Here is a 26,994-nt window from a genome sequence, read left to right as displayed (position 1 = left end):
ATGACGACTCCCCCGACCCCCGACGCTGAATTGCCCCCGCCGCTGCCCTGGCTGGAGGAGCTGCCACCGCGCCAAATCGTGGCGGAGCTCGACCGCTACATCGTCGGGCAGGGGGCGGCGAAGAAGGCGATTGCGATCGCGATCCGGAACCGCTGGCGCCGCGGGCAGGCGCCCGAGGGGATCCGCGACGAGATCACGCCGAGCAACATCATCCTGATCGGTCCGACGGGTGTGGGCAAGACGGAGATCGCTCGGCGGCTGGCGCGGCTGGCGGGGGCGCCGTTCGTAAAGGTCGAGGCGACGAAGTTCACCGAGGTGGGCTACGTCGGTCGCGATGTCGAGGCGATGATCCGCGACCTGGTCGACGCGGCCATTTCATTGGTGCGCGCCGAGCGCGAGGACGAGGTCTTTCCGCAGGCGGAGCAGCGGGCGATCGAGCGCGTGCTCGACCTGCTCTTGCCCGCGAGCGATGGCGATGCTGATGATGCCGCGCTCGCGAAGCGGCAGGCGGCGTCGCGCGAGAAGCTCAAGGCGATGCTGCTCGACGGGAAGCTCGACGACAGGGAAGTCGAGGTCGAGGTGATGCCGGCGAACTATCCGAACCCCGACGCGATGCGTGCGCCGGACGGGATGGATGCGCCGGAGTCGTCGTTTGCCGATTGGCTGATGGACATGCTGCCGAAGAAGCCGAAGCGGCGGTTGGTGAAGGTGCCCGATGCGCGGCGGATCCTCGAGGACGAGGAGCTGCGCGCGATGGTCGACATGGACGACACCGTCTCCGAGGCGCTCGACCGGGTCGAGAATCACGGCATCGTCTTCATCGACGAGATCGACAAGATCGCCGGCGAGAAGGGAACCAGCGGGCCTGACGTGTCGCGGCAGGGTGTGCAGCGCGATCTCCTCCCGATCGTCGAGGGGAGCACGGTGCAGACGCGCTATGGCCATGTGCGGACCGACCACATCCTCTTCGTGGCGGCGGGCGCCTTCCACGTGACGAAGCCGAGCGACTTGATCCCGGAGTTGCAGGGGCGCTTCCCGATCCGGGTGGAGCTGGAGCCGCTGACCGAGAAGGACTTCGTCCGGATCCTCACCGAGCCGGAGAATTCGCTCACGCGGCAGTACGCCGCGCTGGTGGCGGCCGAGGGGTGCGTGCTGGAGTTCTCGGACGAGGCGGTGAGCGAGCTGGCGCGGATTGCCTGGCTGGCGAACGACCGGATGGAGAATATCGGCGCGCGACGGCTGCACACGGTGATGTCGACGCTGCTCGAGGACATCCTCTTCGACCTGCCCGACGGCGGCAAGACGACCAAGCTCAAGCTGGACGGGGCGGCGGTGCGGGAGCGGCTGGCGAGTGTGGTGCAGGACGATGATTTGCGGAAGTACATTCTGTAGGCATCCGCAGGTGGCGCCTCGCCGTTTGGGGCGTAGGGGTATCTTTTTTCGAAACCCCCTGCGCCCTCCGGCAACGGGGATCGAGTCTCGGCCTTTCCCCAGCCCCGAGTCGACCATGTCCGTCCTCCGTGCGTCCGCCGCCGCCCTCCTGTTCGCGATTCCCTTCACGCAGGCGCCCGCCCAAACGCCGGCGCTCTGGCCGGTCGGCGCCAAGCCTTCCGTGGCCATTGGTGTCGAGGAGGGTGAGCTCGAGTACGAATTCTCTGGCGTGACCGGGGTGCGCAAGCTGCCCAACGGCATGGTGGTGGTCGCCAACACCAAGCCACTGGAACTTCGACTCTTCGATGCCAAGGGGAAGTTTGTCCGTCGGATCGGGCGCTCAGGGAATGGTCCGGGCGAATTCCGTGGCGACCTCCGGCCCCGGCGATTTGATTGTCGTCTTCGTTAGCGGCCGCCTGCGCAACGTCATCTATCGCCAGGACGGGACGCTGCTCGGCGAGACGGTCTTCGAGCGCAATCTCTCGCCCATGCTCACCACGAGTGCCCTCGCGTCGCGCACCTCGATCTGGTCCGGTGGCGCGCCGATTTCGGGATGCGTGCGGCCCGTGCTCGCAGCAATTCCCAAGGGCGACGAGCCGATGCTCCACGAGCTCTACTCCGATCAGGCTGGGCGGAGCTGGGTCCGTGACTTCGGGGCGCGGCAGTTCACCGTCTACTCCCCGGCCGGACGCACCGTCGGGCGCGTGGTGTTGCCCGCCAGCTTCGAGCCGATGCAGATCGAGCCGACCTTCGTCGCCGGCGTCGGTCGCCTGACCGATGACGTCGAGCAGATCCAGGTGTGGCCGGTGACGACACCGGCGGCCGCGAGGCCCGCGTGCATGTCGACCGTCGATTCGTTCCCGGTGCCGAGCTCGGTTCGGCTCGCCGAACTGAAGACGCTGGTCCGGAATGCGGCCACGGCGAGTGAGGCCTCCTACGTCCGCTACAATCGGTACGTGTATTCCCAGGACTCGCTCGAGCTCGAGGTTCCGTCGGACATGGTCTACCGGACGCTCCGTGCCACCGGGAACGGCTGGGCAATCTCGGTCTTCGACAAGAAGTCCACGCTCTTCTGCGTCATGGGTGTCGCCCCCGAACGGGATGCTGCGGGTCGTGAGGGTGGGGGTGGCGCCGTTGACTTCGCGGCTGTGGTGCGTCGCACTGCTCAGCGCCTCCCCACTCGTCGCCCAAGAGGAAGGGATCACGCTTGGGAAGGTGATCGTCAACACGGGGTCGGACTCGTCAAGTCTCTCGAATGCGAGTCAGTTCAGCTGATTGACACCTGACGGTGGTGTGCCGTCGCCGACCACGCACGCAGATGCCTACCACTACGCACCGCGCCGCGCGCCGCAGCGCGAGGGCCCAGGGGAGTTTCGCTCGCCAACTTCGGTGCCGACGCAGGTCGCGTGATCGCCCTGGATCGGGCACTCCGCCGGACCACGATCTTCTCGCTCAAGAGCGGGAAGCTCATCGAGACACGACCCTTTCCAATCGGCGCATGCAGTGCGTGGCTCGCCAAGGAGCCGCAGACGACCTACCTCGGCTTGGCAACGGTCTCGGACAAGGGGAAACTCCACCGCTTCTCGCTGGGTGGGGCCGCCACCCAAGCCGTCACGATCCATCATCAGGGTCAGGACCGCAATTTCTTCCCGCCGTACTTACTCCTTCCGCAACCCGGTCTGGATGTCGTGCGGGGAGACGTGGCCATCGTCTCGAAGCCTCAGATCAATGCGCGGAGCGTCCGGTTCGAGTTGGCTCGCCTTGATGCGTGCGGACGTCCGACCTTCCCAGCGCGCACAGTCGAGTTCCCCGCGATCCTGTTTCCTGCGGGCGAGCGCGAGCGGCACGTGAAGATGTGGAATGAGGCGGGAGAAAGGATGGGCATTCCGGGATCGGAGATGCGCTCTGCAATTGCCAGGGGACTCCAGCTTCCGCCCGCGTATCCGCCCCTGGTCAATGCCTCGTTGGCGACCGATCGGTCGCCGGACCGGGGAGACCGTCGAACCAGTAAGTGCGGTCGCGCGGCGATGGGTCCTCATCCCGACCGTCGGAGGACCGATTGTGGAGTTCGTGACGCGACGGAGCATGACCGTCATCGACGTGGTCGGGAAGGACGTGCTGATCCGTGACCTGCCGAACGGTTGGGGCGGGGCAGAGGTTATTCGGCTCGCGAGGCTGCCGTGACGCTCCCTGGGAACACGCGCACCCTCATGCCGCTCTGTTCGCTCGCTCTCCTCGGCGCGATGCTCGGCTGCACCGCTGAGAAACCAGGGCGCGAGGCACCGGACGAATTACTTGCCGTTCCGATCGACACCCTGACAAGCACTGAGGTCGTGACCTCCCCGTTCTTCGGCAGCCTTACGGCAGTCGCAGTGATCGACGATCGCATCCTGCTGGTCGACGGCAGCGGCGAACCATTTCTCCATCTGGTCGATCCGGCCACCGGCACAGTGGTGCGCTCCATGGGCCGGCATGGGCAAGGCCCGCGGGAGTATGGCGTCGCACCGATGGTGGCCGGGCAGTGGAGCGGAGCTCGCGGCCGGGTCGCACTCTACGATGCGATGATCGGTCGACTCTCCGTCGTGTCCATCGGTGATGCCGATGCCAGCCCTGGGGAATCCCAACCAAGGGCGATTCCCGAACTGCCGGTGCTCCAAGTGCGCATGATGGACGGCGGAGGCTCTGCCACCACGAGGTGGGATGCAGCCAGGGGGCTGCAGGTGACGCAGTACGACTCACTGGGAACTCGGACGGCATCGCTCGATAGCCTCGCCATCGATGACGCTCGCTGCCCTGCGGGCTCTCCGGGGCGTATTCGCTGTGCGTGCGTCCGGGCCCGCGACGTGGCGCTTGTCTCCGCTATGTCTTGTGTTCGTCGACCGGGCCACGCGCTCCCCTTCACGTTCCTGCCCCCGCCCGCTCACCAGTCAGCTCGCCTTCAAGAGCGGTGAGGCAGGCACCCGCCGCGCTTACCTCGACTGCGTCGGAAGCTCGACACGCCTCTACGCGTTGTTCGATGGCGGCTACCATCACCGGCTCGGCCAGGACCCGGTTCGGACCAACTCCGTCGTGCATGCCTTCGATTGGGATGGGAAGATGGTCGGCGCGATTCAGCTGGATCATCCCCGTTGCCATATGCGTCGGGCGTATCCTCTATTCCGTGCCGCAACGCGTCGGAACTGGGTCCCACCTGCATTGACGGTGAGCGCACGCCGAGGCGGCGTCGCACTCAAATTGCTCGCCGGTGTGGCGATGTTGGCCGTTGTCGGCGTGGTCGTCTTCAACCAGTTCATCCTGCCGACGCTTAAGCCCACCGCGTTCGTGATCGGGAGCACGACCGGATACCGGGGGCGGCCGCGCCGATTCCGACCCGGCACGTGCAAGCTCCGGACGGCGACTCGGTCCGGATGAGCCGGTGATCCGGGTGGTGGCATTCCTGCCGACGGGGTGCGCGGAATGCGCGACGCTCGAGGCCGCGATCGACACGGTTCGGCGCCAGCTCCCTGACCGACGACCGCCTCGCTGAAGCAGGCCGTCTCGGAAGAACTGGTCGGCCGGGCGACTCGCTAGCCCCGCGGCTGGAGGCCGCCACCCGCTTCCCCCACCCCCACCCCCGGGGGTAGACTCCACTCTGCCATTCTGGCCGATTTCTCCAGATCGAGTGGACCATGTCGCCTCGTCACTTCCTCTCCTTTGCCGACATCACCCGCGCCGAGCTCCGGACCCTGCTCGACACCGCACGGGCGATGAAGCGCGGGGAATACCGGGCCCGGCCGCTCGCCGACAAGCACATCGGCCTGATCTTCGCCAAGAGCTCCACCCGCACCCGCGTCTCCTTCGAGGTCGGCACCCGCCAGCTTGGCGGACAGGCCATCTTCCTCTCGGCCCGCGACATCCAGCTCGGTCGCGGCGAACCGCTCAAGGACATGGCCCGCGTCCTCTCCCGCTTCGTCGACGGGATGATGATTCGGACCTTCGCCCACGCCGACGTCGAGGAGCTGGCCGCCTGGTCGGCCGTCCCCGTCATCAACGGCCTGACCGACCTGCTCCATCCCTGCCAGCTCCTCGCCGACCTCCTGACCATCGACGAGGCGATCGGCTCCCTCGACGGCAAGGTCGTGGCCTGGGTCGGCGACGGCTGCAACATGGCCAACTCCTGGATCGAGGCTGCCGGCCTGCTCGGCTTCGAGCTGCGGATCGCCTGCCCAGAGGGCTACGAGCCCGACAAGGCGATCTACGACGCCAACCGGACCCGCACCAAGATCATGATCACCGAGGACCCCGACGAAGCAGTCGCGGGCGCCCACGTGATCAACACCGATGTCTGGGTCTCGATGGGGCAGGAGGCCGAGATCGCCGTGCGCAAGCAGGCCTTCAAGGGCTACATCGTCGACGAGGCGCTGCTGACCCGAGCCGATCCGTCGGCGATCGTCCTCCACTGTCTTCCCGCGCATCGCGGCGAGGAGATCAGCGAGGGTGTGCTCGAAGGGCCACAGTCGCGCGTCTGGGATCAGGCAGAGAATCGACTCCACGCCCAGAAGGCCTTACTTGCGATGCTCTTTACATGACTGATCTCCTCACGCAGTACCGCGCCCTCACCGGGGGCGCGGCCTCCTGGACCGCACCGGGCCTTGGTCAGTTCGAACTGACCGGCTCCGACGCCCATGCCCTCGTCAACCGCCTCACCACCGCCGACATCACTCAGCTCCCGCCGGGGCGTTTCGTGCACGCGCTGCTGCTGCGCGACGATGCCACGATCCTCGGCCGCGTGACGATCTATCGCTTCCCCGACCAGCTGATGCTGCTGGTCGATGCCGCGCAAAAGGAGGCGGCGTGGGAATATCTCGTCGCCCGCAAGCGCGGCACCGTCCGCATGCGCGACATCTCCGATGATGTCTGCGTTGTCACCGTGCGCGGTCCCGCCGCCGCGGTGCGCCTCTCGCGGCTGCTCGAGCCGACGCCGACCGAGGGCGGTGACGTCGTCGGCGCGCGCCTCGCCGGCGTCGATCTCTTCGCGGCACGCGCCACGCTCGATGGCCCGGAAGGCTTCGATTTCTTCTGCCGGCTGCGCGACCGTGCCTCGCTCGAGTCCGCGCTGAAGAGCGCGGCGGTCGAACCCGTCGGCGAGGAGGCGTGGCAACTCTTTCGTGCCGAATGGGGGACCGCGCGCGTCGGGTTCGAAATCGACGCCGAGGACACGCCGGTCGAGGCGGGATTGGAATCGCAGGTGGCCGAAGGGAAGGGCGCGCCGTTCCCGGGCGAGACCGCGCTCGCCGCGCGGCGTCGCACCGGTGCGATCAAGCGGCTCGCCGGATTCAGCGTGGCCGGTGACGAGATGCCGCCCGTCGGCGCGTCGGTGCGCGTCGGCGGTCATCTGGTGGACCGCGTGCGGTCGGTGGTGCGGTCCCCACGCGTCGGCATCATCGGGATGACCGCGCTGCCCACCTCGACCGAAGCCGCGGGCACGCCGCTGGTGATCGAGGCCGACGGCCGCAGTTGGACGGCCGAGGTGGTGCGGCGTCCGTTCGTGTCACGCAGCACGCCACCGCTGGAACCCGAGGCGTGACCATGCGGGTGGCCGTGTTGACGATCTCCGATGCCGCGTCGCGTGGTGAGCGCGAGGACCGCTCCGGCGCGGCGATCGTCGAGTGGATCGGCGAGCATCAGGCCGCGCTCGCCGCGCGAGCGCTGGTGCCCGACGAGGCCGACCAGATCTCGATGCAACTGCTGACCTGGTCAGATGGCGGCGCGGTGGATGTGATCCTGACCACCGGGGGTACCGGTCTCGCGCCGCGCGATGTGACGCCCGAGGCGACGCGCGCCGTACTCGACCGCGAGGCGCCGGGGATCGCCGAGGCGCTGCGGCGTGCGGGCCAGCCGGCGGTGCCGACGGCGATCCTCTCGCGTGGCGTGGCCGGAGCGCGCGGCGCGACGTTGATCGTCAATCTCCCCGGCTCGCCGGGCGGCGTGCGCGACGGCCTCGCGGCGCTGCTCCCGATCCTTCACCATGCCGTGCGCCAGTTGCACGGCGACACCGCGCACTGACCATGGCTGCCCAGGTTGTCATCACGCTCGCCGATCTCGAGCTGGCCGTGCCGCTCGATCGCGCCCTCGAGAACGCCGGCGTCGCGAGTGCCGTCGCCGTCACCGCCGACGAGGCGCGGGCGGCCATCCGTCGCGAGCATCCCGACCTGCTGGTGATCACCGGCGCGTTGCACGAGCCGAGCATCGCGGCCCTCGCGAGCTATGCGCGCGACCACGAGACCGCCGTGCTCGTGCTCCACGAGCCCGGTGATCGCGAGCGGGGCGAGCGCCTTGGCGCCACCGAAATCGTCACCAAGCCGCTGGCCAGTGACGACCTCGTGGCCACCGTGCGCCGCATGGTCGAGCGGCATGGCCTGCAGCGCCGGACCGGGATCTTCGGCGACTCGCCGCCGGTGCACGAGGTGCTGGTCAAGATCGAGCAGATGGCGCCGGTCTCGAGCACGGTGCTCATCCAGGGCGAGTCGGGCACCGGCAAGGAGCTCGTCGCGAAGGCGATCCACGACCTCTCGCCGCGTCGCGGCCGGCCCTTCATCGCGATCAACTGCGCCGCGCTGCCGGAGACGCTGCTCGAGAGCGAACTGTTCGGCCACGAGAAGGGCGCCTTCACCGGCGCGGCGGAACGGCGCCTCGGCCGCTTCGAGCTGGCCGATACGGGGACGATCTTCCTCGACGAGATCGGCGAGATTCCGCCGAGCGTGCAGGTCAAGCTGCTGCGCGTGCTGGAGACGCGATCCTTCTTCCGGCTCGGCGGCGTGTCACCGATCAAGGTCGACGTGCGCGTCGTCGCCGCGACGAACAGGGCGCTCAAGGACCAGGTTGCCAACGGCGCCTTCCGCGACGACCTCTACTACCGGCTCAACGTCCTCTCGATCTATCTCCCGCCGCTGCGCGAGCGGCGCAGCGACATCCCGCTGCTGGTGAAGCGCTTCGTGAAGGAGTTCACGGCGCAGCACGATCGCCCCTTTCCGGGCATCAGCGGCGAGGCGATGCAGCGGCTCGTGAATGCGCCGTGGCCCGGCAACGTCCGTCAACTGCGCAACCTGGTCGAGTCGATGGTGGTGCTCGCGCCGGGGAACGAGATCCGCGCCAGCGACATTCCCGCCGACATCAACGACGGGGCCGTCGGTGTCCTCCCGATGCGGATGCCGGTCGTCGGCACGCGCGAGACCGGTGGACTCGCGGTCGGGGGCGCCGAGTTCGAATTCATCCTCCGCTCGTTGATGGAGCTGCGGATGCAGGTCGAGGAGTTGCGCCGACGTCTGGAGGATCGCCACAACCCCGTGCATGTCATCGAGGTCTCGGAGCCGCATGGTGTCACAATTCCAGTCATTGGTCCTTCGGCGCCCTCGGGGATCGAAGCCATTGGAGCAATCGGGCCCGTCGATCCGGAGGTGGAGGAGCCCGAACCCGAGACGCAGGTGCTTTACCGGCCCGGGATGACGATGGCGGAGGTCGAAAAGGCGACGATTCTGGCGGTTTTGGAGGAATTCCGGGGCAATCGGCGGAAGGCGGCCCAGGTTCTGGGGATCGGCGAGCGGACGCTGTACCGCAAGCTGAAGGAGTTCGATATCGTCTAAGTCGTGACATTCCAAACCTTTGGGCCACCTCACCTCTTGACACTTCTCAGGGATCTTGCCACTTTGCAGGGAGCGCTGGACCACCTTCCTCCCTTGAGCGCCATTGCACCTCGCCATTGACCCCTCGCGTTGCGTCGCTTGTCTGGCCTGCGTTCGCGCTTGCCCGACCGATGCGATTGCCCTCCCGCCCGAGGCGCGTGTGGTCGAAATCGTCGAGGAGAACTGCATCAGTTGCGGCGAGTGCATCCCCTCCTGTCCCCATCAGGCGATCTCAGCCTCAGGAGCGGTGGATCGGGCACTGGCGATCGCCGAGGGCGGGAACGGGGCACTGATCCTCGCTCCGGAGGCGGTGGTCCATTTTCATCCAGCCTCGCCCGAGCAGCTGGTCAATGCCTGTTACGAGGCGGGGTTCCGGTTGGTCTCCCGGGGGGTCATCGGCGACGAGCTGGTGGCGCAGCAATACCTCAAGTTGTGGGAGGATCCCGACTGGGGGACGCTCATCCGGAGCACCGATCCGGTCGCGGTGGCGGCCATTACGGCCCACTATCCCGAGCTGGTCCCCTATCTGGCCCCCGTGACCTACCCGTGCGTGGCCGAGGCGCGATTCCTGCGTCGTTTGCATGGGGATTCCCTCCCGGTCGTGTATGCCGGGGTGAGTGCCCCAGGGGGCACGGTCCCCGAGCTCGACGCCCTGCTCTCCTTTGCGGACCTCGAGCAGCTCTTTGCCTTGCGGGAAGTCCGGCCGGAGACGCTGCCACGGACCCATTCCCGGGTCCCGCCCGAAACACGCCGTCACATGTCGGTCGCGGGCGGGTTGCCGTTGGAGATGGTGGTGAGCGGCTCGTCGCGCGGGCGGCGGTTGCTGGCGGTCCGGGGGCTGGAGAATGTGCCGGCGCTGTCGCGGGCGGTGGGGCACGACCGGATCGACCTCGGCTTCGTGGACTTCCTCTCCCATCCCGGCGCCTTGGGCCATCCGGCGGCGGGGCCCAAGGACGAGCTCTTTCGGCGGCGGATGTTGGTCCAGCAGTACGAGCTGCCGCGGAGTCGGCAGCCGGTGGTGCCGGACCAGCCGGATGTGCAGGTGGGGGCGGCGTTCGCCTTCGGGCATCGGCGGGAGCAGGCCGAGCCGGCGGCGGTGCTGACGATTCTCGAGGCGATCGGGACGGGACCGAACGGGAAGGCCTGGGATTGTCGGGCCTGCGGATATCCCACCTGTCATCGCTTCGCCCAGGCGGCGGCATTGGGCCGCGCCTCGCTGCGGCAGTGCGTGCCGTGGTTGTCGAAGCGGGCCGAGGATGCGTCGCGCGATGCGAGCACGGACGCCCTGACGGGATTGGCGAGCTATCGCTCGTTGCAGCAGCGGTTGTCGCACGAGATGGAGCGGAGCAAGCGGAGTGGTGATTCCTTCGCGGTGCTCTTCATCGATCTCGATCGACTCAAGGAGTTGAACGATCGGTACGGCCATGAACGTGGCAACACGGTGCTGCGTAGTGTGGCTGACGAGATCCGGAAGACGATCCGGGCGACCGACCTGGCGGCGCGGTATGGCGGCGACGAGTTCGTGGTGCTGCTGACGCGAACGGACCGGGCGGGTGCGCTGCGAGTCGCCGATGCGTTGCGGGACCGGATCGAGCAGTCGGGTCGGCGGTTGGGCTTCCTGGCCGGGCAGATCACCGCCAGCGTGGGGGTCGCCGAATACGATCCGGCGCATCCGAATGAAGGACCGCTGTTGGAGCAGGCTGATCGCGCGCTGTACCTGGCCAAGTCGGCCGGCCGGAATACCGTCGCCTAGGACTGGCACGACCGTCACCCACGAGGCATCACCGTGACCGCTTCACCCTCGCAGTTCTTCGACGCTTCGGCTTCCCGTCCGGGTGGCTCGCCGATCGATCCGGCGACCGACCCGTGGGGCGTGCGGCGGGCCGAGAATCTCCTGACGTCGCTCGAGGGCGTGCTCTCGGCACGCGTCGTGACGACGCCGCTGGGCGAGGTCAGCGAGATCCACATTCTGGCGCAGGCCGGGCAGGCGCCGAAGCAGGTGGTGCGCAACATCGAGTCGGCACTGCTGGCGCATCTCGGGTTGCGGGTCGATCACCGGAAGATCTCGGTGGCACAGACGGCCGATGTCCGCCCGATCGATGGCGCGCAGCCCGCAGCGGCGATGGTGCAGGCGCACGACGGGCTGGTCAAGCGGATGGTGCTGTTCGACGACCTGGTGATGGCGTCGGCGGCAGGGAAGCGCAAGGTGGCGGCGACGGTGACGCTCTCCTGCGATGGCCGGCTGGAGTCGGCGACCGAGGAAGGGCCGGACACCGCGCGGAACAAGGTCGAGACGGCGGCGCGTGCCGCGGTGGCGGTGCTGGAGCGGCTGGCGGACAAGTATTCGCTGGCGCTCGAGGGGGCGCAGATCCAGGACGCCTTCGGCCGGACCTATGTCATGGTGGGCGTGCACACGGTGGGCGGACGCGAGGCGAAGCTGCTCGTGGGGACCGCCGAAGTGATCGAGAGTGCCGAGCACGCGGCAGTGTATGCGGTCCTCGATGCGACGAACCGGTGGTTCGCGCAGCGTCGGGGGCGGTAGGGGTTCGTAGGAATGAACAGAAACCTTTATTTGTGAGGACTGCGGGTCGGGAAATCTCAGGACTCGGCATAAAGCGGAGCCGAGCGGTCGAAAAATAGCGAAGCGTCTGGTGGACCATAGCGGGGTCTGCCACCTCCAGAAGTAACTGATTGACCGGAGAGGAGGTGACGCATATGCTGGAGTGGCTGGCTGCGGCCGTCGACTTCATCGCGAGTATTTTCCTCGCGGAGACCGTGACCTGGATCTAGTGCCCTGAACTCTGGGGTTTCCCACCCACACCTTTTATGTCCCAAAACCAAGCAGTGCAGCGGTATGTAGGTGCGATCGCGGTGACGGCACTAATGGTGCTCATTGCTGCGTCGTATTTGCCGCGTCCCGATGTGGACTATTGGGCACTGTTCAGCCTTGGGCTCGTTGGTGTGTTGCTTGAGATCTCAAGGACTGCTAAGAAGTCTGGCTCGATGGCCGGTTCCCTCGTCTTCATCATGCACCTTGCCATCGGAGTCGCGCTGGGAGCGATGTGGGGGGCCGTGACGGCAGCCTTCATCACCGGGATCACCCAGACGTATGTCCGTGTCGCACCTGTGAAGATCGTTTTCAATGTTTCCGAGCGGATTTTTAGTGTCGGCCTGGCATTCGGCACGTACTTCTTTCTGGGCGGCCACCATCCCCCGGCGATCTTTGAGCCCGTGGTTACTGGCTCTGGCGTGCCATTCAACGAGGCGCTCCGCGAGATCGCGGTGTTTCTCGCGTCCGCAGTCGTCTATTTCATCGCGAACTCGGTTACCGTCAATACCGCAGTTGCACTGTCAACGAAGAAGCACATTCTTTCGACCTGGCGTTCAAATACACTCTGGGTCCTTGGCTACGACATTGTTGCCAGCTTGCTCGCGCTGGCCGTGGCCTATGTCTTCGTGCGGTTTGATCCATGGGAACGGAGTTGGCAAAGTTGGTTTTGCTCGCAATCTTCCTGCCATTCATCGCCGTGCGCCATGTCTACGGCAAATTGAATACTTTGGAAGATGTCTACCGAGAACTCGATCAAGCATATGATGAACTCGCGCTAAACGTGCGCGAGCAACTCAGTATGATGGTGAAGGCAATCGAAGCCCGAGATCCCTACACTTCGGGTCACTCCCGGCGAGTCTGTGGGCTTTCTCGGGCAATCGCAACCGACCTCGGCTTGCCACCAGAGCACATCGAGCACTCGGCCAGGAGTGCCGAGCTTGTCTCTTCGTTTCTCTCGCTTCCAGGGATACGTCGTTTCTTGTGTGCGTCATCACCACGAGCGTTGGGACGGCCGCGGCTATCCAGATGGTATTGCGGGCATGGACATCCCGCTCGGCGCGCGGATCATCACGATCGCAGACACCATCGATGCGATGACGACGAATCGGCCATACCGTGGCGCGCTCTCGCTCGAAGCGGTAGTCTCGGAACTCAACAAGTGTCGCGGTGGACAATTCGACGCAGAATTGGTGGAGCTGACCGTGAACTCGGTCACCGTTCGTCGATTGATTTGTGATCCTTCTTTGGTGCCTGAATACCTGCCTTCCCCAAAATCCGTAATCGCTCGGGCGCGCCGCTTCGGCGCGGCACCTCCCTGAGGGGAGCGACAGGAGGAAGAATCGAAGGGCTCCGGGGCGTTAGGTCACCCGAGGGTGCCCAGTCTCCGCATGACCGTAGTCACCGTCTTGGGCAAGCGTTCCAACTGCGCCTCCACCTCAGTCCACGTCCCGGCAGCATCCTCGCCCGCCCGATCCTCCAGCATCGCAATCGCTGCCAACACCTCCGCGCGATCCTTGGCGTGGTAGTTCCCAATCGCCTTTGCCTGCTCCCTCAGTGCTGCGAGGGTGGCCCGCTCGGTTCCGTCACGCCTCGCGAGCAGGCTCTGCCACCTCGCATGGAGCCCGGCAAAATCGTTTAGTAGCAGGCGCCCGTTCTTCCCACGCGCACCATTGCTCGCAGCGGCAAACGCACCTCGCGAATGCCGGCCAGTGCCAGAATGTCAGCTTTAACTAGGTGCCACGCCTGAGTCGCCCAAGCCGGCCTGCGCTTGGCGAACCGGTGGTCGAGTTCGCGGACCGCAACACATGCCTCGGTGAAACGAGCGTCGAGAGCCAGCGCGAGAGCCCTTGGTCGTAGGCAGCACTCAAGGCGCATGATGCCCCCAATCATCCGCGCGCAGGAATTCCTAGGGCAAGTGCGCCCAGTCCAGTTGAAGCCCGCGCATTCCCGAGCCTGCCCTGCGCGATCGCCAATCCCGCGGCGGCAGCCGAGAGGTGGACCCGGTTGTCGATCTGCCGCGCCATTCTCGCCTCCCCGAGAATCGGTTGGGCCGCGGATGAGTACATTCCACCTTGGCGAAGCGTTCCGCCCCTGACGAACACCGTCACGCGCGATGGAGCTTGCGGTTTCGGTGTTGCCGAATTAGTGCAACGCCTCGTCCATAAGCGTTGGCAGGCGAGGACGTCATTTCGCACTTGATCCTCGCACCAGGCCCGCGCGAGAAGGAGTTGGATGCGCTGGTACTCATCGAGTGTGAATTGCGCGTCACAGCCGAGAGGCCCCGACCGGACTCTGAAATGGCAGGCACCTCTGGTCGCAGTCAGGAGAGTGGAAGCGCACAGCGCTTTGGCCAGGACGTCAACGTCGGTAGTCGTCGATGCGATGTGACAAAGTGTTTCACCGGCTTCCGTTAGCTCGGCGTCCTCAAGGTGCCCCGACCACCGCCGTGCGATAATCCGCAACACCTCCCGACAGCACTCCTCCGATTCCGAGAACGCCTCCCGCGCCTCATCGAGCAGGCGCAGCGAGTCCGCCCACCGCCCCAGCTCCTGCTGCGCCTCGGCGAGAAGCAGGATGGCGGTCCGGCGCGGCTGCCCGGTGAGCGCCGGCAGGCCCGTCGAGAGCGCCAGGTCGGCCTCGTGCGGCGCCCCGCGACGGATCGATTCCTTGCCACCCGCCAGCAGGAAGGGGATGGCATCATGGAGCCGGTCGGCGCGCACCAGGTGCCAGGCGATCTCCAGCCCCGGGATCGCCTCGTCGCCGCCATCGGCCAGCAACAGCCGCTCGGCCACGAGGCCGTGCAGCATCCGCCGGAGCGGCGCCGCCGTCCCGACGTAACACTGGCCCCGGATGAATTCGTTCGCGAACTCCAGGTGACTGCCGGCATCGCGGAGGATCCGATACGCGGTGAGCGCCGTCATCGCCCGCATCGTGCGCGCCACCGGCAGGTCGACCATCGTGTACATGGTGAGGTCGTTGAGCCGCTGCCCGAGGATCGCCGCGAGCTCGACCACCGACCGCTCCTCGCCGTTGAGCGCAGCGAGCGTCCCCTCGACCAGCCGCTGGAAGGTCTCCTTCGGCGGGCGCTCCGCCCGCGGCGTCATCGCACTCACCGACAACGCGAGGCAGCCGTCGCCACGCCGCCGCCAGTCGCCCACGAGCAGTTCCAGCACCATCGGGTTGCCGCGGCCACCCGCCAGCACGGCACGCCGAATGGCCGGCCCCGGGTCGCCGCCATCGGACAGGAGCAATTCCACCAACTCCGCCGACTCCCCGTCGGACAGCGGCCCCAACGCCAACGGCAACAGCGAGAGCGACGCCGCGTTGTCGAAGAAGCGCCGCGTGCTCGGCGTCTCCGCCTCAGGAGCACTCGACGCCGTCAGCATCACCATCAACGGCAACGCCTCCAGGCGCCGCAACATCAAGTGCAGCACCGTGAGCGACGTGGCGTCGGCGAGATGGATGTCGTCGATCACCAGCACCACCGGATGATCCTCGGCCACGGCCCCCACCAGCGCCATCACCGCCTCGGTGTAGAGGATCCGCGCACTCTCGCCGCTGGTCTCGATCGGTGCGGGCAAGGAGGGATAGCGCTGGCGGACCTTGGCGGTGAGCCGCCCGAGCTCCGCCAACTGCTCCGGTGGCGTAGCACTCGCGCCGGGAAGGTCGAGCAGGTGATTGACGAGCGACCCGGTGACACCGAACGGCAACTCGCGCTCGAGCTCGTAGCACTGCACCCGCGCGACACTCGCCCCCTCCAGCGCCATCGACGTCGTCAGGCGCTCCACCAGCGTGGTCTTGCCGATGCCGCTCTCGCCGCGGACCAGCAGGTGCTGCACCTCGCCGCGCTGCACCCGCTCCCAGCGATCGTAACAGGTCCGGAACTCGGCGCCGCGGCCGATGAAGGAGCGCTCCTTCCACTGCTCCGTCGGCACCGGGGCGAGCAGCGCGATCGTGGGCCGCTGCCACCCGCCGCGCCGCAGCCGCTCGGCCATCCGCTCCAGTTGTGCCGAGGGGTGCGCACCAAGCTCGTCGGCGAGCCGCGCGCGCCACCGATCAAAGGAGCGCAGCGCGCCGATGCGATCGCCCGCCATGGCGCGAGCCTCGAGCACGGCTCGCGCCGCCTCCTCGGAGAGCTCGTCGATGCGCTGCAGCCGATGGCCGAGCGCTTCCATGCGCCGCGAGTCCCCGCGGCGACGACTCTGTTCGATGCGCGAGGCCATCGCCGAGTGAATCGAGGGAAGCAGCCGCGCGTGCTGGCCGTCCTTCCACTGCTGATAGTCGACGGCGTCGGGGATGTCGAACTCCTCGAGGAAGGGACCGAGTGGCCCTTCGTCGAGTTCGTCGGGGTCGGCCAGGTCGAGCCCCTGCAGGTCGGTCACGATCCGCCCCGGCATCAGCCGCACCGTGTCCCGATCGGTGTCGAGGAGCTCGGCGCCGAGCCGGCCGCGGATCATGGAGAGCGCGGTGGCCAGGGAGTGCCGGGCCTCGTCGACGTCGGCGGCGGACCAGAGCAGGGTGGCGAGCCGGTCCCGGCGGTGGGGGATGCCCGGCTCGACCGCGAGGTAGAGCAGCAGGGCGAAGTGCTTCCGGGTCCGGAACCGGATCGGGTCGCCATCCGGGCCGTAGAGGACCGGGGGACCAAGGCAGCTGAGTCGGAACGGGGCCATCCGGCGGGGCACTCCGTGTGAGGGGGACGCTCCGATGATAGTCCCACCGAATCAACGGATCGTCAAATCGAGCGGGGCGGGATCGGGGACCGAGCGGCGGTAGGAGGGTCCCCGGGGGGATCGGTGACTGCGGGAGGTTGGGGGATTTGCACCTCCTCGTTGGCGGTCGGCATGAAGGTCCGAATCCTCTTGAGAATCCTCGCCCAAGACGGTTGGCGGCTTGCCAGAATCCGTGGCAGTCACCGACAATTCAGGCATCCGACAAAGCCAGGGCTGGTGACGGTCGCGGGTCACCCCAACGATGACGTTGCCCCCGGTACCTTGAACAGCGTACTCAAGCAGGCGGGATTGAAATGACGCGGCTCTTGATTGTGATTGAGGAAACGCCGACTGGCTATTCGGCCTATGCGCCCGACGTCCCGGGTTGCATTGCCACTGGCGCAACGCGCGAGGCGGTCGAAGCGGCGATGCGTGAGGCGATCGCCTTCCATATCGAGGGGCTGCACGAGGAGGGGCTCGAGACCCCGGTGCCGCACTCTTACGCCGTCATGGTCGAAATCGCGGCCTGACCAGCTTGCCGTCGCTAGGTCGCTCAACGTTCTGGGAGGGCACTCAATGATTTCCAGGGTGCAGAAGTGGGGCAACTCCCAGGGGCTCCCGCTCCCCAAGGCGCTCTTGGCCGAGGCCGGGCTCAGGGTCGGCAGTGAGGTGGAGCTGGTCGTGAAGCATGGGGCTCTCGTGATCACGCCATTCCAGCGCCGTCGCGGCGGACACCACCTCCGCACCTTGGTGCGTCGGCTGCCCGCGGCTCTAATCCACCGGAGTGGGAGTCGGGGCCACCCTCAGGCCGGGAAGCCTGGTAGGTCGGCCCCACACAGCGCGTTCCGACGCCTAGGCGCGCCCCTCACTCCGCCACATACCGCCACGGCTGCCCCGGCCCCGCACGCCGCCACACGGTGAAGAACGGGAAGCCCTTCGCCTTGCTGCCATCGGCGGCGGGCTCCTTGGGGTAGATCATCCCGATCGTCACGCCCAGGTCGCCGCTCGACGCGGCGATCACGCGGTCGGGCCCCCACGTTACGGGCGACGTCTTCGTGGTGTCACCGTCGCCGATCTTCCGACCAATCGCTTCGGCGCCAAAGGTGAAGTTGCTGTCGGCCTGCGAGCCGAGGTTCATCGCATCGGCGCTGCCATGCTTGGCGAAGGCGGGGCCGAGGCCGATCGTCTGCGCCTCGCGCGAGAAGGTCCGCTCGGCCTCGGCGAGCGACTCCTCGATGGTGCGCTGCGTGGCGGCGTCGCTGCGCGGGGCGATGTAGGCGGGGGGAATTGCGGCCATCCGCATCGTGGTGGGCATCACCGGCACGGGGGCCCGCAACCGCTTGTACACGGCGACCTGCCAGCCCGCCCCCCCCTTGACCCAGTAGGCCAGATAGCGGAACGGTACGGCGGTGCCGTCGGCATTGGCCTGCGTCATCGCGCCGAAGGTGAAGCCCTGCGACCCGTCGGCGGCGATCCCGCCGCGGATCGGGGTCCAGCTGCACTTCGCCGTGGCGAAGCCGGGCGATGCGGCGTAGACGGCCAGGACGCTGTCGCGCCCCTGGAGCAGGCCGCGGGGACCGGCCGGAATGGTCACGTCGGGGGCGAACATCTCGGTGAGTACGGCGCCACAGCCGCGGAGTTTGCCGATGTCGGAGAAGGAGCGGTCGGCTGTGATCAGCCCTTTGACCAGAGCTTCCGGAGCGGGAAGCTGGGCCGGGAGGGATGCCGGCAGGACGAAGAGGAGGAGCGCGGCGGCGGAGGGGCGAATGGTCATCGAGGTCTCGAGGGTGTCAGGGCAAGGGCGTCCCTACGGATGGCTGGCGGCCGTGTTTCCGGACGATACCGATTCGACCGTGGGTGGCGCCACGCGCTTCCCGTTTTCGTACATTCGGAGGTACTCTCCGTGACCTCCTCCGGAGCCCCGATGCCCCTTCGCGCCTCCATTCTCGCCGGCCTGTCGCTCGCCATCGCCGTCGCCGCTCCTCGCGCGGTGCCAGCGCAACGGGAGGGGGCGGAGTTCGACGTGTTGGCCGCGCGGGTCACGGCCGGTGAGGCCGGCGCGCGCAAGGAGCTGATGCCGATTGCCCGGCGGATGCTGGTCGACTGGAACGGGAAGCCGCGCCGCGCCGAGCCGGTTCGCGAGATGGTGACGGTGCTGCTCGCGATGGCCCAGCCGCTCACGCCGCTCGACCAACCCCCGCGCGAGAACGAGGTCGACTGGCGCGGTCCGGCGGTGCGTGCGTTGCGCTGGCTGGTCGCGGCTGACAGTGGCGACGTCGCAAGTCTCGAGCGCTTGATGCGGATCGCGCCATACCCCTACATCTGGCTACCACCCGAGAAGGAGTTGGCGCATCTCCGTGCTGCGGCGACGCGCCTGCCGGTGCTGCCTCTCCGCCTCGGCCTGGCGTGGTTCGGGTTGGAGTTGGAGGTCGGCACGACGGACGGTGCGGCGCGCGCACTCGAGCGGATTCCTGCCGACTCGATCTCGAGCGCGATGCGGCATCATCTACTCACCAGACTCGCGTACGCGGAGGGCGACTCGGCGCGTGCACGCGAGGCGTATCGCGCTGGCGCGCAGGCGATCGCCTCGGCGGGTGATGCGGAGTGGTACTACAGCGATCTCAACTGGTTCGCCAGCAGCGCGGAACGCGCGCAGTGGCAAGCATTGCCATTGCAGCCGGGGAGTCATGCGACGTGGTTGGCGAACTTTTGGGACCGTCAGGATCTCGAGGACGGCCGCCTGCCAGGGTCGCGACTCGCCGCGCAGTTCGAACGATGGCGCTACGCGTTGCGCGAGTTTCGCTGGGATCTTGATGGCAGCGTCGCCGAGGGTCTGCCGGTGCCTCGTGACGCCGCCCAGGAACTCGGCTTGGGTGATTCACCCTTCCCCAAGGACGAACTGACTGCTCGGATCATGTACGACAATCGCTACGCTCCCATCGATCGCGTGCTCGACGATCGTGGCCGACTCGTGATGCGCCACGGGCTGCCGACTGAGCGGATCCTCACCCCGGGGATCACCAGCATGGCGCAGGAAACTCTGGTCTGGTCGCGCGGTGATGGGCAGGTCCTGGTCTCATTCTCTCGGCCGGCGATGAGCGGGACGGTCATGCGGCTCGGGATGATCGCGCGCAACTATCCCGTCGGCGACTTGATGACCCTCTGTCGGCGCGATCCGCGCCTCTGCGTGCTGGCGGGGATCTCGGCGACTGGCGGACGCAACCTGGCCGAGCGGATTCGCCAGGAATTCACTGCGGCGCGCGAAGTCGCCGAACGGACGGAAGGAAACCCTGAGCTCTACCGGAAGGGGATGGCGGGAATCTTCCAGGCCTACGGCATTGCGGGGGGCGGTGTCCTGGTCGTGATGGCGTTGCCGGCGGACGCGCTGCGCAGTGGCACGGGAAGCGGGGTGGAGCTGCTGGCGGAGTGGCGCGCGGTCATCGGTGACGCCGCCACGGGGCGGATCGTCGCGACGCTCGACACGGTGCGGCGGTGGCGGGTGGATCCGTCGACGGTGAAGGGACGATTCCTCACCGCGTACGCCGTCGTGCCCACGCCGCCGGGCGAATACACGGTGACGATGGTGGCTGGCGACGCTGCGCATCAGGTTGGTGCGGGCGGGCGCATCGCGCCGGTGTCCGTCATTCCCCGGGACGGCCGGGTCCTCCGGCTCTCCGATCCGATTCTCGGGCGCGCAGGGAGCGGGGTCACCTGGCAGCACGCGGGCGACGCCGTGTCGTTGAATCCGACCAATGCCTGGACGCGCGACGACGAGGCGCCGCTCTACTACGAGCTCGATGGTCTGGTCGTCGGGCGGAGCTACGCGATCGAGGTCGAGATCTGGGAGGGGGGAGCGAAGGCGAAGTCGCCGGAGACGCGCGTCGCCTTCTCGCTCGTCGCCACGGGGGTGAGTCACCGCGGGGAACAACTGGTCTCGTTCAAGCAGCTGAAGACGGGCGACTATCGCCTGGTGTTGCGTGTGCGCGATGCGGTTGGTGGGGCGAGCGTCGAGCGGAGCCGGAGTGTCGCGGTGCGGTGAGGGCTAGCCGCGATCCTCGGGAACGAGCGCTGGCTCCACCTCGATCTCATAGCACGACGGGCAGATGCCGTGACTGAACTGCGTGTCGGTGTGGGTCTGGATGTAGCCCTCGACACTGTGCCAGTAGTTCTCGTCGTCGCGCACCTTCTTGCAGTACGAACAGACCGGCAGGATCGCCTGCAGCGTGCGCACCTCGGCGAGTGCGGCCTGGAGCTCGACAACCAATCGATCGCGCTCTTCCTCGGCCGCCTTCCGCCGGGTGATGTCGCGCGCCACGGAGTAGATCGTCTGCTTGTCGACATCCGCGATCGCATTCCAGACCAGCCACTTGTACGAGCCATCCTTGCAGCGATAGCGATTCTCGAAATGCACCGCGTGGCCGCCGGCGCGCACCTCCCGATTCTGCGCCAGTGTGCGCTCGCGGTCGTCGGGGTGGACGAACTCGATCATCGGCTGCGATTGCAGCTCCGCGATCGTGTGGCCGAGGGTGCGTTCCCAGGCTGGATTGAGGTGCTGGAAGTAGCCATCGAAGCGGGCAAAGCAGAGCATGTCGATCGACAGCTCGAAGAAGCGGTGCTCGGCGAGCTCGTCAGGGGTGGTGGGAGCGTGCACGGGGGTGGTCATGGTAGAAAGGTAGTGCGCGGCCTCGGAATTCCGATGACCGGAAATTGGTGACCGGGAGTTGGACGGTCGGTCCGCGGGGAGGCGGCCCCTCACCCCTCACCCCTCACCCCTCACCCCCGCCCCCGTGCCTCCACAGCGCAGGTCTCGACTCGGCCATCGGGATGCACGAGCGTCATCTCGCCGAAGTTGTGCACCGCCACGCAGGCATGATTCGGCAGCAGCCGCACCTGCTCGCCGACCCGGGGCCGCCATTCAGTGTGCGACAGGTCGAGCACGCCGTGCTCCTCCGAGAGTCGCACCACGGGGACCTCGGGATGGTCAGTGACACATGCATATCCGTCCGCATCACCCCCACGCATCGGCTCGCGGCCCAGTGCCTTGACCCCCGCGTCGACCACCGCCTGCCCAGGGACCGCCGTGCTCACGACCGTCGCGAGAATGGTTGCCGCGCAGTCTGCCGGCCCACAGATGCCACCCACCACCGAAGTGCGGTCGAAGTAGACCGCCGTTCCCGCACGCAGCTCGGTCAAGCCCGCGATCTCGTGCGACCGCCAGAGCAGCGGCGTCGAACCCGCCGAGATGGTGTGCACCACCAATCCCGACGCTTCGGCACCGGCCCGCAATGCAGCCACCATCACTGAGAGCCGCACCAACTCGGCATCCACCTCCGGTCCCGCACTCCGGAGCTGGCCCGGATAGAATCCAAAGCCGGCAAAGGTGAGGCCAGGAAACGCAGCGACGGCGCGCGCCAACTCCACCGCCGGCTCAACGCCCACCACCCCGGTGCGCCGCATCCCGGCGTCTACCTCGATCAGCACGCGCGCGGAGGCACCCGGCGCCGCAAGTGCCTCGGACAACGCCGTGGCTGACTCGAGAGAATCGAGCATGACGGTGAGCCGGACCTGCGCTGCCACTGCGACGGTGCGCCGGAGCCGCTCGGTGCCCACGGGCGGATAGGCCAGCAAGAGGTCACTGCAGACTGTGGCCATCACCTCGGCCTCACGCGGGGTGGCGCACGAGAGGCCGACCGCACCCGCTGCAAGCTGGCGCGCGGCCACCTGAGCCGACTTGTGGGTCTTCACATGCGGCCGCCACGTCAGGCCGTGGTCCGCCGCATACGCCGCCACGCGGGCACAGTTGCGATCCACCTGCGCGAGGTCGATCACCAGGGCGGGCGTGGCCACGGCGGAGAAGTCGGTCACGGGGGAGGCAACTCCTTGCGATTGTTGGCACGGTCACGATCGAGCAGGCGTCGTTCTGGGTCGAGTACCAGCTGTACCACGCCCGGCAACGCGGGGAGTGTAACCCTGCCCACACCATCACGCACCGCGACCGTGCCCCGCCACTGGACGCTTCCCGCCGCATCGAACCCCGCCATGGTTATCAGCGCCGAAGCGCCCGCGGCCTCCATCGGGAGGGTCGCATCGCCCTGCCGTGTCGCGCGTACCGTCACCAGATACCCTGGGGGCGCAGCGGTGATCGCGTCGACCACCACGTCCCAGACCGCTCGTCCGCCGAACCACTCCACGATGGCCGCGGAATCGGTGGCCGCCCGGGCATGCGCAAGCAGGGCACTCCGCAGCACCGGCGCCGTGGCCACCCCACCCGAGCCACGATGCCTCGCGATGACCGACCGCAACGCGGCATCAACGCTCGAGTCACCCACTGCAGCACGCACTGCGTGCATCATGAGGCTTCCCTTGCCGTAGTAGAGCCAGGGCTCGTCGGTCAGCCGCTCGAGCGCAGGTTCATCGCCCCCGGCATCGGCACGCCCGACGAGGTAACGATCCTCGTCATAGGCAAGGATGGCATCCACACCGGCCGCGCCGTGGACCGATTGCACCACGGCCTGTTCGGCATCCTTCGCCAGCGATTCCACCAGCAGCAGGCTCCCCTCGGCCTGCGGTGGCTCGACGCTGTGCCCCCACCATTGATGCGCGACCTCGTGCGCCACACGCCGCAGCAGCAGGTCGACGCCACCGGCACGCTCGTCGAGCAGGAAGCCGCGATGCTCCGGAAAGAGCACCATGCCGCGGAGCGCAAAGGCCCCGAAGCCCGACCAGCGCGGCAACTCCACGATGCGGAGCAGCGCATCGGGCATCGGACCGAGTCGCGCCGAGAGTGTGGCAATCGAGGTGAGCGCCGCCTGGGCGACCTGATCGACGTTGACGGCGTGCTCCGGCAGGTGCCAAACCTCAACCGTGGTGCCATGCGCCTGAGCGACATGCTTCGCGTAGCGGGCCGAGATGACGGCGGTCAGCGGGGTGACCGGTTGCGGCGTCGAGTAGCGGAACCAGCGCCGGCCTGCGCTGTCCCACGCGGCGGCAAGGTCGCCGACGGCCAGCGCGACCTGATCCGGGTCCGTGCCGATGGTCACATCCATCATGAGCCAGCTCGGATCGCTCGCGAGAGCATGTGCCTGATCGGCCCTGGGCCACGGGGTCGGTGTGATGGTGAGCCCCACCTGTGCTCGCTCCCTCGGATCCACGATCTCCTGCTGGGGGCGGTACCCCACGGCCGGGACGAGCTGCGGATGCAGCAGCACAGTGCCATTCCGCGTGACATCGCGCGGCGGCACGGACGCGTAGACGCCGCCACGATCGAGTGTATGTGCGAAGTCGAGCTGCAATGAGTCACCCGGGCGCATCGCGGTTTGCAGCACGACCAACGCCACCTGATGCACCGAGTCCACGCTGACGGTGTGATTGCCCGAGAGGGTGAAAGGACGCGTCGCGAATATCGCGCGGGAGGTTGAGGAGGATGGTGTCGATGGGCGCCATGCTCTGATTCACCAGGGTGAGCGTGCCTCGGGTCTCGGCACGGGCTTCGCCCGGGGTGAGGACCACGCGGAGCATCAGTGCGGTGGCGGCGGGTTGCGCGCGCCCATGGAAATGCCGATAGCGCCGTTCATAGCCGGCGCGCGAGGCGAGCACGGCCGCGCGATCCGCGAAGCGCGTGGTGCGTGCCAGTGCGTTCGCGAGCTGCACCCCGCTGACCGTGGCGCACAGCAGCGCGACCGTACCGAACGCGAATCCCGGTCGACCGAGTGCGGCCGTGGCGCCGCGGAGTCGGCGACGGAAGCTCAGATCGTGGCCATGATGACGCAGGGCCCACGCTGCGACAAGGAGCAGCATCGCGATGCTCATCCACCACGCCGCAAAAGCCAGGAAGGATTGCGGCGATACGCCGAAGCCATCGAAGTCCGAGTAGCCCGCGAGCGGGAAGGCGGCGAAGCGGAGCAGCGGGTGGCGCACTCCGGGCAACTCGCCCGAACCAGCCAGGGCCAGGACGATCCCGGCCATCATCGCGACCCAGCGATTGGGAATGATCACCTGCAGCGTGAAGACGCCGACCCCGAAGAGCAGGAGTGGCAGGCCGGCATGCCACGCGGTGCCGAGCAGGACCAGCGGGCGCCATTCGACGTGGCCGAGCGCGACTTGAATCCCGAGGCCGACACCGAGGCCGGTGACCAGCAGTACCACCGGAAGCGCCAGGAGGGCGGTGAGCTGACTGCCGAGGCGCGCGAGCGCCGGGGCGGGTGTCGCATCGGTGAGGGCGTGCATTCCGCTCACCCGATCGCGCCAGACGATGTCGCCGGCGAAGTAGAGCAGGACGATCATGCCGAGCATGCCGAGCGGTTGGAGCAAGCGATCGACGACGACGGCGGTGGTCGGGAGGAGTCGCGCGCCGTATTCGCCGGAGGTGACCTCGGAGACGATCTCGATGCCGGCGGCCATCATCCAGAAGAGCACCAGGACGACGAAGGCCCAACTGCGTAGCGCCGTGCGCAGTTCATGCCTGGTCAGCCGACGCCAGGTCGCCCAGGCCCCGAGGGCGCTGATCGCGTGCGTGGCGTCGCTCGGCAACGTCGGTGCGGTCTCGTGCCGTGCGGGCCGGATCACACGTCGAGCGGCCCGAGTGCGCGGCGCCATCTGCCGTGCCGCCACGATCAACATCCCGGCTGCAATGGTGAGCCAGAGCACGCGGTTCACCAGGAGTCGACCACTCAGGCTCATCAGGCGGGTGTTGCGCTCCTCCGGGGTCCAGTAGCGGGTCTGCTCGAAGAATGCAGAGAGCCCGAACGGGTCGAGCACTGCCGCGCGCGCCAACGCCTCGGCGGAGGGCGGTGCGGTGCCGGCGAGGAGTGGCGAATCGACGAGCAGCGCGGTGACCCAGAAGAGCGCCCAGATCCCGATCCCCGCGACGGCGGTGACGGTGGAGCTGCCCGAGAGTGCGGCGGCCGTAAAGAGGATCGCGCCGATGAGGATCAGGTTCGGCAACACGATGATGAGCAGCGCCCAGAGTGCGCCACCGAATGCCATCGGGCCGACACGTGCCGGATCGACTGCCACGAACGATGGTGCGACCACCAGCACGATCGCGGCAACGATCATGGCGGCGAATCCCGCGAGGATCACCGCGGTGCACCGGCCGGCGAACCAGGCGCCGCGTGTCAGCGGCGTGGCGAAGAGCAGCTCCTGCATCTTGCTCTCGGAATCCCCGAGGGCGGCATGCGTCACGAAGAAGGTGAGCACGAAGATCGCCACGAGCGTCAGCATTCCGAGCGACTGCGCCTGGAGGTAGGGCGCGGTGAGGAGCACCGTGCGCGGGCCGAAGCCGGTCACGATCAGCGTTAGCGCGCTGCCGCCAAGCAGGAGCAGGGATGCGGCGAAGGCCGGGTGCCGTACCAGCCGACGGAGTTCGAAGCTGAGGGTCGGGGCGATCAGCTCCACGGGGCAACTCCCCGATCGAGCGCCGCGAAGTAGGCATCGGCGAGTTCGGGTTCGGCGGCGGAGAAGGCGGGCGTCGGCGGCGCGTCGGCGAGCACGCGCACGTGGCGACGGCCCGCCTGCCACTGCGAGGAGAGGACGGTGGTGGTGCTCGCCAGGCTTCGCACTTCGTCGCGCGTGGCGGGTGCGCTCCAGACGCGCCCCGCCAGCTCGGCGACGAGTGCCCCGGGCGTGCCCTCGCGCACGATGCGCCCAGCATGCAGCACCGCGAGGCGCGGACAGAGCTGGCGCACATCTTCGACGATGTGCGTCGAGAGGAGCACCACCACTTCCTCGCCGATCTCGCCGAGGAGGGCGTGGAAGCGGTCGCGCTCCTCGGGGTCGAGACCGGCCGTTGGTTCATCCACGACGACCAGTGCCGGCGAGCCAAGCAGCGCCTGCGCAATGCCGAAGCGTTGGCGCATGCCACCCGAGAAGCCGCTCACGGCGCGGCGCCGATGCTCCCAGAGGTTGGTGCGCACCAGTTGCGCCGCGACTTCCTCTTTGCGTGCGGCGGCGGGCCCGATCCCCTTGAGCACGGCGAGGTGATCGAGCAGTGCCAGCGCGGAAACGCCGGGGTGCACCCCGAAATCCTGCGGCAGGTACCCGAGGCGTCGGCGGTGACTGACCTGATCCGCGAAGATGTCGCGGCCGTCGAAGCGGACACTGCCGCGATCGGGGAGTTGCAGGGTCGCGAGGGTGCGCATCAGGGTCGACTTCCCGGCGCCGTTTGGACCGAGGAGGCCGAAGAGTCCACGGGGGATCGAGACGGTGACGCCCTGCAGGGCGGCAACGCCGTTGGCGTAGGTCCGGGTCAGGTCATGGATTTCGAGCATGGCGGCTTCTCCGTTGGTGTTTCACTCTGCACAATGTCACATTGTGCAACTGACGCCGCAATCGAATGAATCGCCATTGTGCATTAAGTTGGTAT

25 protein-coding genes are annotated in these 26,994 nt (G+C 67.6%); 18 read left to right on the top strand and 7 right to left on the bottom strand.

All coding sequences use genetic code 11. From position 1 onward, the window contains the following. The 14 genes from hslU (at nucleotide 1) to IPG05_06345 (ending at nucleotide 13,241) form a co-directional block, all read left to right on the top strand. The gene (gene hslU, locus IPG05_06410; GenBank protein MBK6494719.1) at nucleotides 1-1,392 is read left to right on the top strand and encodes an ATP-dependent protease ATPase subunit HslU; all 1,392 of its coding nucleotides are present in this window, start codon (nucleotides 1-3) and stop codon (nucleotides 1,390-1,392) included. Between the two features lie 115 nt (nucleotides 1,393-1,507). Further along, a complete protein-coding gene (locus IPG05_06405) occupies nucleotides 1,508-1,840 on the top strand; it encodes a 6-bladed beta-propeller (protein MBK6494718.1) in 333 nt (110 codons plus the stop codon). Next, nucleotides 1,797-2,717 (top strand): hypothetical protein, encoded by a 921-nt coding sequence (locus IPG05_06400; protein ID MBK6494717.1) that lies wholly within the window; start codon nucleotides 1,797-1,799, stop codon nucleotides 2,715-2,717. The genes IPG05_06405 and IPG05_06400 overlap by 44 nt, the downstream gene beginning before the upstream one ends. Nucleotides 2,718-2,837: 120 nt before the next feature. After that, nucleotides 2,838-3,560, top strand: a complete 723-nt coding sequence (locus IPG05_06395) for a hypothetical protein (protein MBK6494716.1) — start codon at nucleotides 2,838-2,840, stop codon at nucleotides 3,558-3,560. Nucleotides 3,561-3,611: 51 nt separating this feature from the next. After that, the gene (locus IPG05_06390) at nucleotides 3,612-4,382 is read left to right on the top strand and encodes a hypothetical protein (protein MBK6494715.1); all 771 of its coding nucleotides are present in this window, start codon (nucleotides 3,612-3,614) and stop codon (nucleotides 4,380-4,382) included. A 250-nt stretch (nucleotides 4,383-4,632) separates the two neighbouring features. Continuing rightward, a complete protein-coding gene (locus IPG05_06385; GenBank protein ID MBK6494714.1) occupies nucleotides 4,633-4,842 on the top strand; it encodes a hypothetical protein in 210 nt (69 codons plus the stop codon). Between the two features lie 257 nt (nucleotides 4,843-5,099). Next, the gene (gene argF, locus IPG05_06380; protein MBK6494713.1) at nucleotides 5,100-5,999 is read left to right on the top strand and encodes an ornithine carbamoyltransferase; all 900 of its coding nucleotides are present in this window, start codon (nucleotides 5,100-5,102) and stop codon (nucleotides 5,997-5,999) included. Then, complete coding sequence (locus IPG05_06375) at nucleotides 5,996-6,997, top strand: aminomethyl transferase family protein (protein MBK6494712.1); 1,002 nt, start codon at nucleotides 5,996-5,998, stop codon at nucleotides 6,995-6,997. The genes argF and IPG05_06375 overlap by 4 nt, the downstream gene beginning before the upstream one ends. A 2-nt stretch (nucleotides 6,998-6,999) precedes the next feature. Continuing rightward, nucleotides 7,000-7,476 (top strand): MogA/MoaB family molybdenum cofactor biosynthesis protein, encoded by a 477-nt coding sequence (locus IPG05_06370; protein ID MBK6494711.1) that lies wholly within the window; start codon nucleotides 7,000-7,002, stop codon nucleotides 7,474-7,476. Between the two features lie 2 nt (nucleotides 7,477-7,478). Then, on the top strand, nucleotides 7,479-9,053 hold the full coding sequence (locus tag IPG05_06365; protein MBK6494710.1) for a sigma-54-dependent Fis family transcriptional regulator: 1,575 nt from the start codon (nucleotides 7,479-7,481) through the stop codon (nucleotides 9,051-9,053). 103 nt (nucleotides 9,054-9,156) lie between these two features. Continuing rightward, a complete protein-coding gene (locus IPG05_06360) occupies nucleotides 9,157-10,845 on the top strand; it encodes a diguanylate cyclase (GenBank protein ID MBK6494709.1) in 1,689 nt (562 codons plus the stop codon). 33 nt (nucleotides 10,846-10,878) lie between these two features. After that, nucleotides 10,879-11,634 (top strand): hypothetical protein, encoded by a 756-nt coding sequence (locus tag IPG05_06355; protein MBK6494708.1) that lies wholly within the window; start codon nucleotides 10,879-10,881, stop codon nucleotides 11,632-11,634. 329 nt (nucleotides 11,635-11,963) lie between these two features. After that, nucleotides 11,964-12,644 (top strand): hypothetical protein, encoded by a 681-nt coding sequence (locus tag IPG05_06350; GenBank protein MBK6494707.1) that lies wholly within the window; start codon nucleotides 11,964-11,966, stop codon nucleotides 12,642-12,644. A 105-nt stretch (nucleotides 12,645-12,749) separates the two neighbouring features. Next, nucleotides 12,750-13,241 carry an HD domain-containing protein gene (locus tag IPG05_06345; protein MBK6494706.1) on the top strand — a complete coding sequence of 164 codons (492 nt, stop codon included), beginning with the start codon at nucleotides 12,750-12,752 and terminating at the stop codon, nucleotides 13,239-13,241. A 567-nt stretch (nucleotides 13,242-13,808) separates the two neighbouring features. Here the strand turns inward: IPG05_06345 and IPG05_06340 are convergent. Continuing rightward, on the bottom strand, nucleotides 13,809-16,592 hold the full coding sequence (locus IPG05_06340) for an AAA family ATPase (GenBank protein ID MBK6494705.1): 2,784 nt from the start codon (nucleotides 16,590-16,592) through the stop codon (nucleotides 13,809-13,811). Between the two features lie 171 nt (nucleotides 16,593-16,763). Here IPG05_06340 and IPG05_06335 point away from each other — a divergent pair, with 171 nt between their 5' ends. The 3 genes from IPG05_06335 to IPG05_06325 are packed head-to-tail and all read left to right on the top strand — an operon-like array spanning nucleotide 16,764 to nucleotide 17,552. Continuing rightward, nucleotides 16,764-16,949: a type II toxin-antitoxin system HicA family toxin gene (locus IPG05_06335; GenBank protein ID MBK6494704.1), complete on the top strand. Its 186-nt coding sequence runs from the start codon at nucleotides 16,764-16,766 to the stop codon at nucleotides 16,947-16,949. Continuing rightward, nucleotides 16,946-17,161, top strand: a complete 216-nt coding sequence (locus tag IPG05_06330; protein MBK6494703.1) for a type II toxin-antitoxin system HicB family antitoxin — start codon at nucleotides 16,946-16,948, stop codon at nucleotides 17,159-17,161. The genes IPG05_06335 and IPG05_06330 overlap by 4 nt, the downstream gene beginning before the upstream one ends. Nucleotides 17,162-17,207: 46 nt before the next feature. Continuing rightward, on the top strand, nucleotides 17,208-17,552 hold the full coding sequence (locus tag IPG05_06325; GenBank protein MBK6494702.1) for an AbrB/MazE/SpoVT family DNA-binding domain-containing protein: 345 nt from the start codon (nucleotides 17,208-17,210) through the stop codon (nucleotides 17,550-17,552). On the opposite strand, the gene IPG05_06320 is transcribed toward IPG05_06325, so the two are convergent. Beyond that, nucleotides 17,497-18,405 carry a nuclear transport factor 2 family protein gene (locus tag IPG05_06320; GenBank protein MBK6494701.1) on the bottom strand — a complete coding sequence of 303 codons (909 nt, stop codon included), beginning with the start codon at nucleotides 18,403-18,405 and terminating at the stop codon, nucleotides 17,497-17,499. The genes IPG05_06325 and IPG05_06320 overlap by 56 nt on opposite strands. 150 nt (nucleotides 18,406-18,555) lie before the next feature. Here IPG05_06320 and IPG05_06315 point away from each other — a divergent pair, with 150 nt between their 5' ends. After that, the gene (locus IPG05_06315) at nucleotides 18,556-20,670 is read left to right on the top strand and encodes a hypothetical protein (protein MBK6494700.1); all 2,115 of its coding nucleotides are present in this window, start codon (nucleotides 18,556-18,558) and stop codon (nucleotides 20,668-20,670) included. A 3-nt stretch (nucleotides 20,671-20,673) separates the two neighbouring features. Here the strand turns inward: IPG05_06315 and IPG05_06310 are convergent, their stop codons facing one another. The 5 genes from IPG05_06310 to IPG05_06290 all read right to left on the bottom strand — a co-directional run bounded on the left by IPG05_06310 (nucleotide 20,674) and on the right by IPG05_06290 (nucleotide 26,899). Continuing rightward, complete coding sequence (locus tag IPG05_06310; GenBank protein ID MBK6494699.1) at nucleotides 20,674-21,294, bottom strand: PAS domain S-box protein; 621 nt, start codon at nucleotides 21,292-21,294, stop codon at nucleotides 20,674-20,676. A 110-nt stretch (nucleotides 21,295-21,404) separates the two neighbouring features. Continuing rightward, nucleotides 21,405-22,496: an alanine racemase gene (locus IPG05_06305; protein ID MBK6494698.1), complete on the bottom strand. Its 1,092-nt coding sequence runs from the start codon at nucleotides 22,494-22,496 to the stop codon at nucleotides 21,405-21,407. Beyond that, nucleotides 22,493-23,986: a hypothetical protein gene (locus tag IPG05_06300; GenBank protein MBK6494697.1), complete on the bottom strand. Its 1,494-nt coding sequence runs from the start codon at nucleotides 23,984-23,986 to the stop codon at nucleotides 22,493-22,495. Before IPG05_06300 ends, IPG05_06305 begins: the two co-directional genes overlap by 4 nt. Beyond that, a complete protein-coding gene (locus IPG05_06295; protein MBK6494696.1) occupies nucleotides 23,928-26,027 on the bottom strand; it encodes a hypothetical protein in 2,100 nt (699 codons plus the stop codon). The genes IPG05_06300 and IPG05_06295 overlap by 59 nt, the downstream gene beginning before the upstream one ends. Then, nucleotides 26,018-26,899, bottom strand: coding sequence for an ABC transporter ATP-binding protein (locus tag IPG05_06290; protein MBK6494695.1), 882 nt, complete (start codon nucleotides 26,897-26,899; stop codon nucleotides 26,018-26,020). Before IPG05_06290 ends, IPG05_06295 begins: the two co-directional genes overlap by 10 nt. Nucleotides 26,900-26,994: the final 95 nt, after the last annotated feature.

Source organism: Gemmatimonadota bacterium, assembly GCA_016704275.1.
Taxonomy (GTDB): domain Bacteria; phylum Gemmatimonadota; class Gemmatimonadetes; order Gemmatimonadales; family GWC2-71-9; genus Palsa-1233.
This window is presented reverse-complemented; position numbering and strand designations above follow the sequence as displayed.

Coding starts and splice junctions, on each gene's coding strand:
- hslU (MBK6494719.1), top strand. CDS start 1: ATGACGACTCCCCCGACCCCCGACGCTGAATTGCCCCCGCCGCTGCCC.
- IPG05_06315 (MBK6494700.1), top strand. CDS start 18,556: ATGCCCCTTCGCGCCTCCATTCTCGCCGGCCTGTCGCTCGCCATCGCC.
- IPG05_06320 (MBK6494701.1), bottom strand. CDS start 18,405: ATGACCATTCGCCCCTCCGCCGCCGCGCTCCTCCTCTTCGTCCTGCCG.
- IPG05_06290 (MBK6494695.1), bottom strand. CDS start 26,899: ATGCTCGAAATCCATGACCTGACCCGGACCTACGCCAACGGCGTTGCC.
- argF (MBK6494713.1), top strand. CDS start 5,100: ATGTCGCCTCGTCACTTCCTCTCCTTTGCCGACATCACCCGCGCCGAG.
- IPG05_06310 (MBK6494699.1), bottom strand. CDS start 21,294: ATGACCACCCCCGTGCACGCTCCCACCACCCCTGACGAGCTCGCCGAG.
- IPG05_06330 (MBK6494703.1), top strand. CDS start 16,946: ATGACGCGGCTCTTGATTGTGATTGAGGAAACGCCGACTGGCTATTCG.
- IPG05_06340 (MBK6494705.1), bottom strand. CDS start 16,592: ATGGCCCCGTTCCGACTCAGCTGCCTTGGTCCCCCGGTCCTCTACGGC.
- IPG05_06375 (MBK6494712.1), top strand. CDS start 5,996: ATGACTGATCTCCTCACGCAGTACCGCGCCCTCACCGGGGGCGCGGCC.
- IPG05_06365 (MBK6494710.1), top strand. CDS start 7,479: ATGGCTGCCCAGGTTGTCATCACGCTCGCCGATCTCGAGCTGGCCGTG.
- IPG05_06335 (MBK6494704.1), top strand. CDS start 16,764: ATGAAGGTCCGAATCCTCTTGAGAATCCTCGCCCAAGACGGTTGGCGG.
- IPG05_06325 (MBK6494702.1), top strand. CDS start 17,208: ATGATTTCCAGGGTGCAGAAGTGGGGCAACTCCCAGGGGCTCCCGCTC.
- IPG05_06405 (MBK6494718.1), top strand. CDS start 1,508: ATGTCCGTCCTCCGTGCGTCCGCCGCCGCCCTCCTGTTCGCGATTCCC.
- IPG05_06370 (MBK6494711.1), top strand. CDS start 7,000: ATGCGGGTGGCCGTGTTGACGATCTCCGATGCCGCGTCGCGTGGTGAG.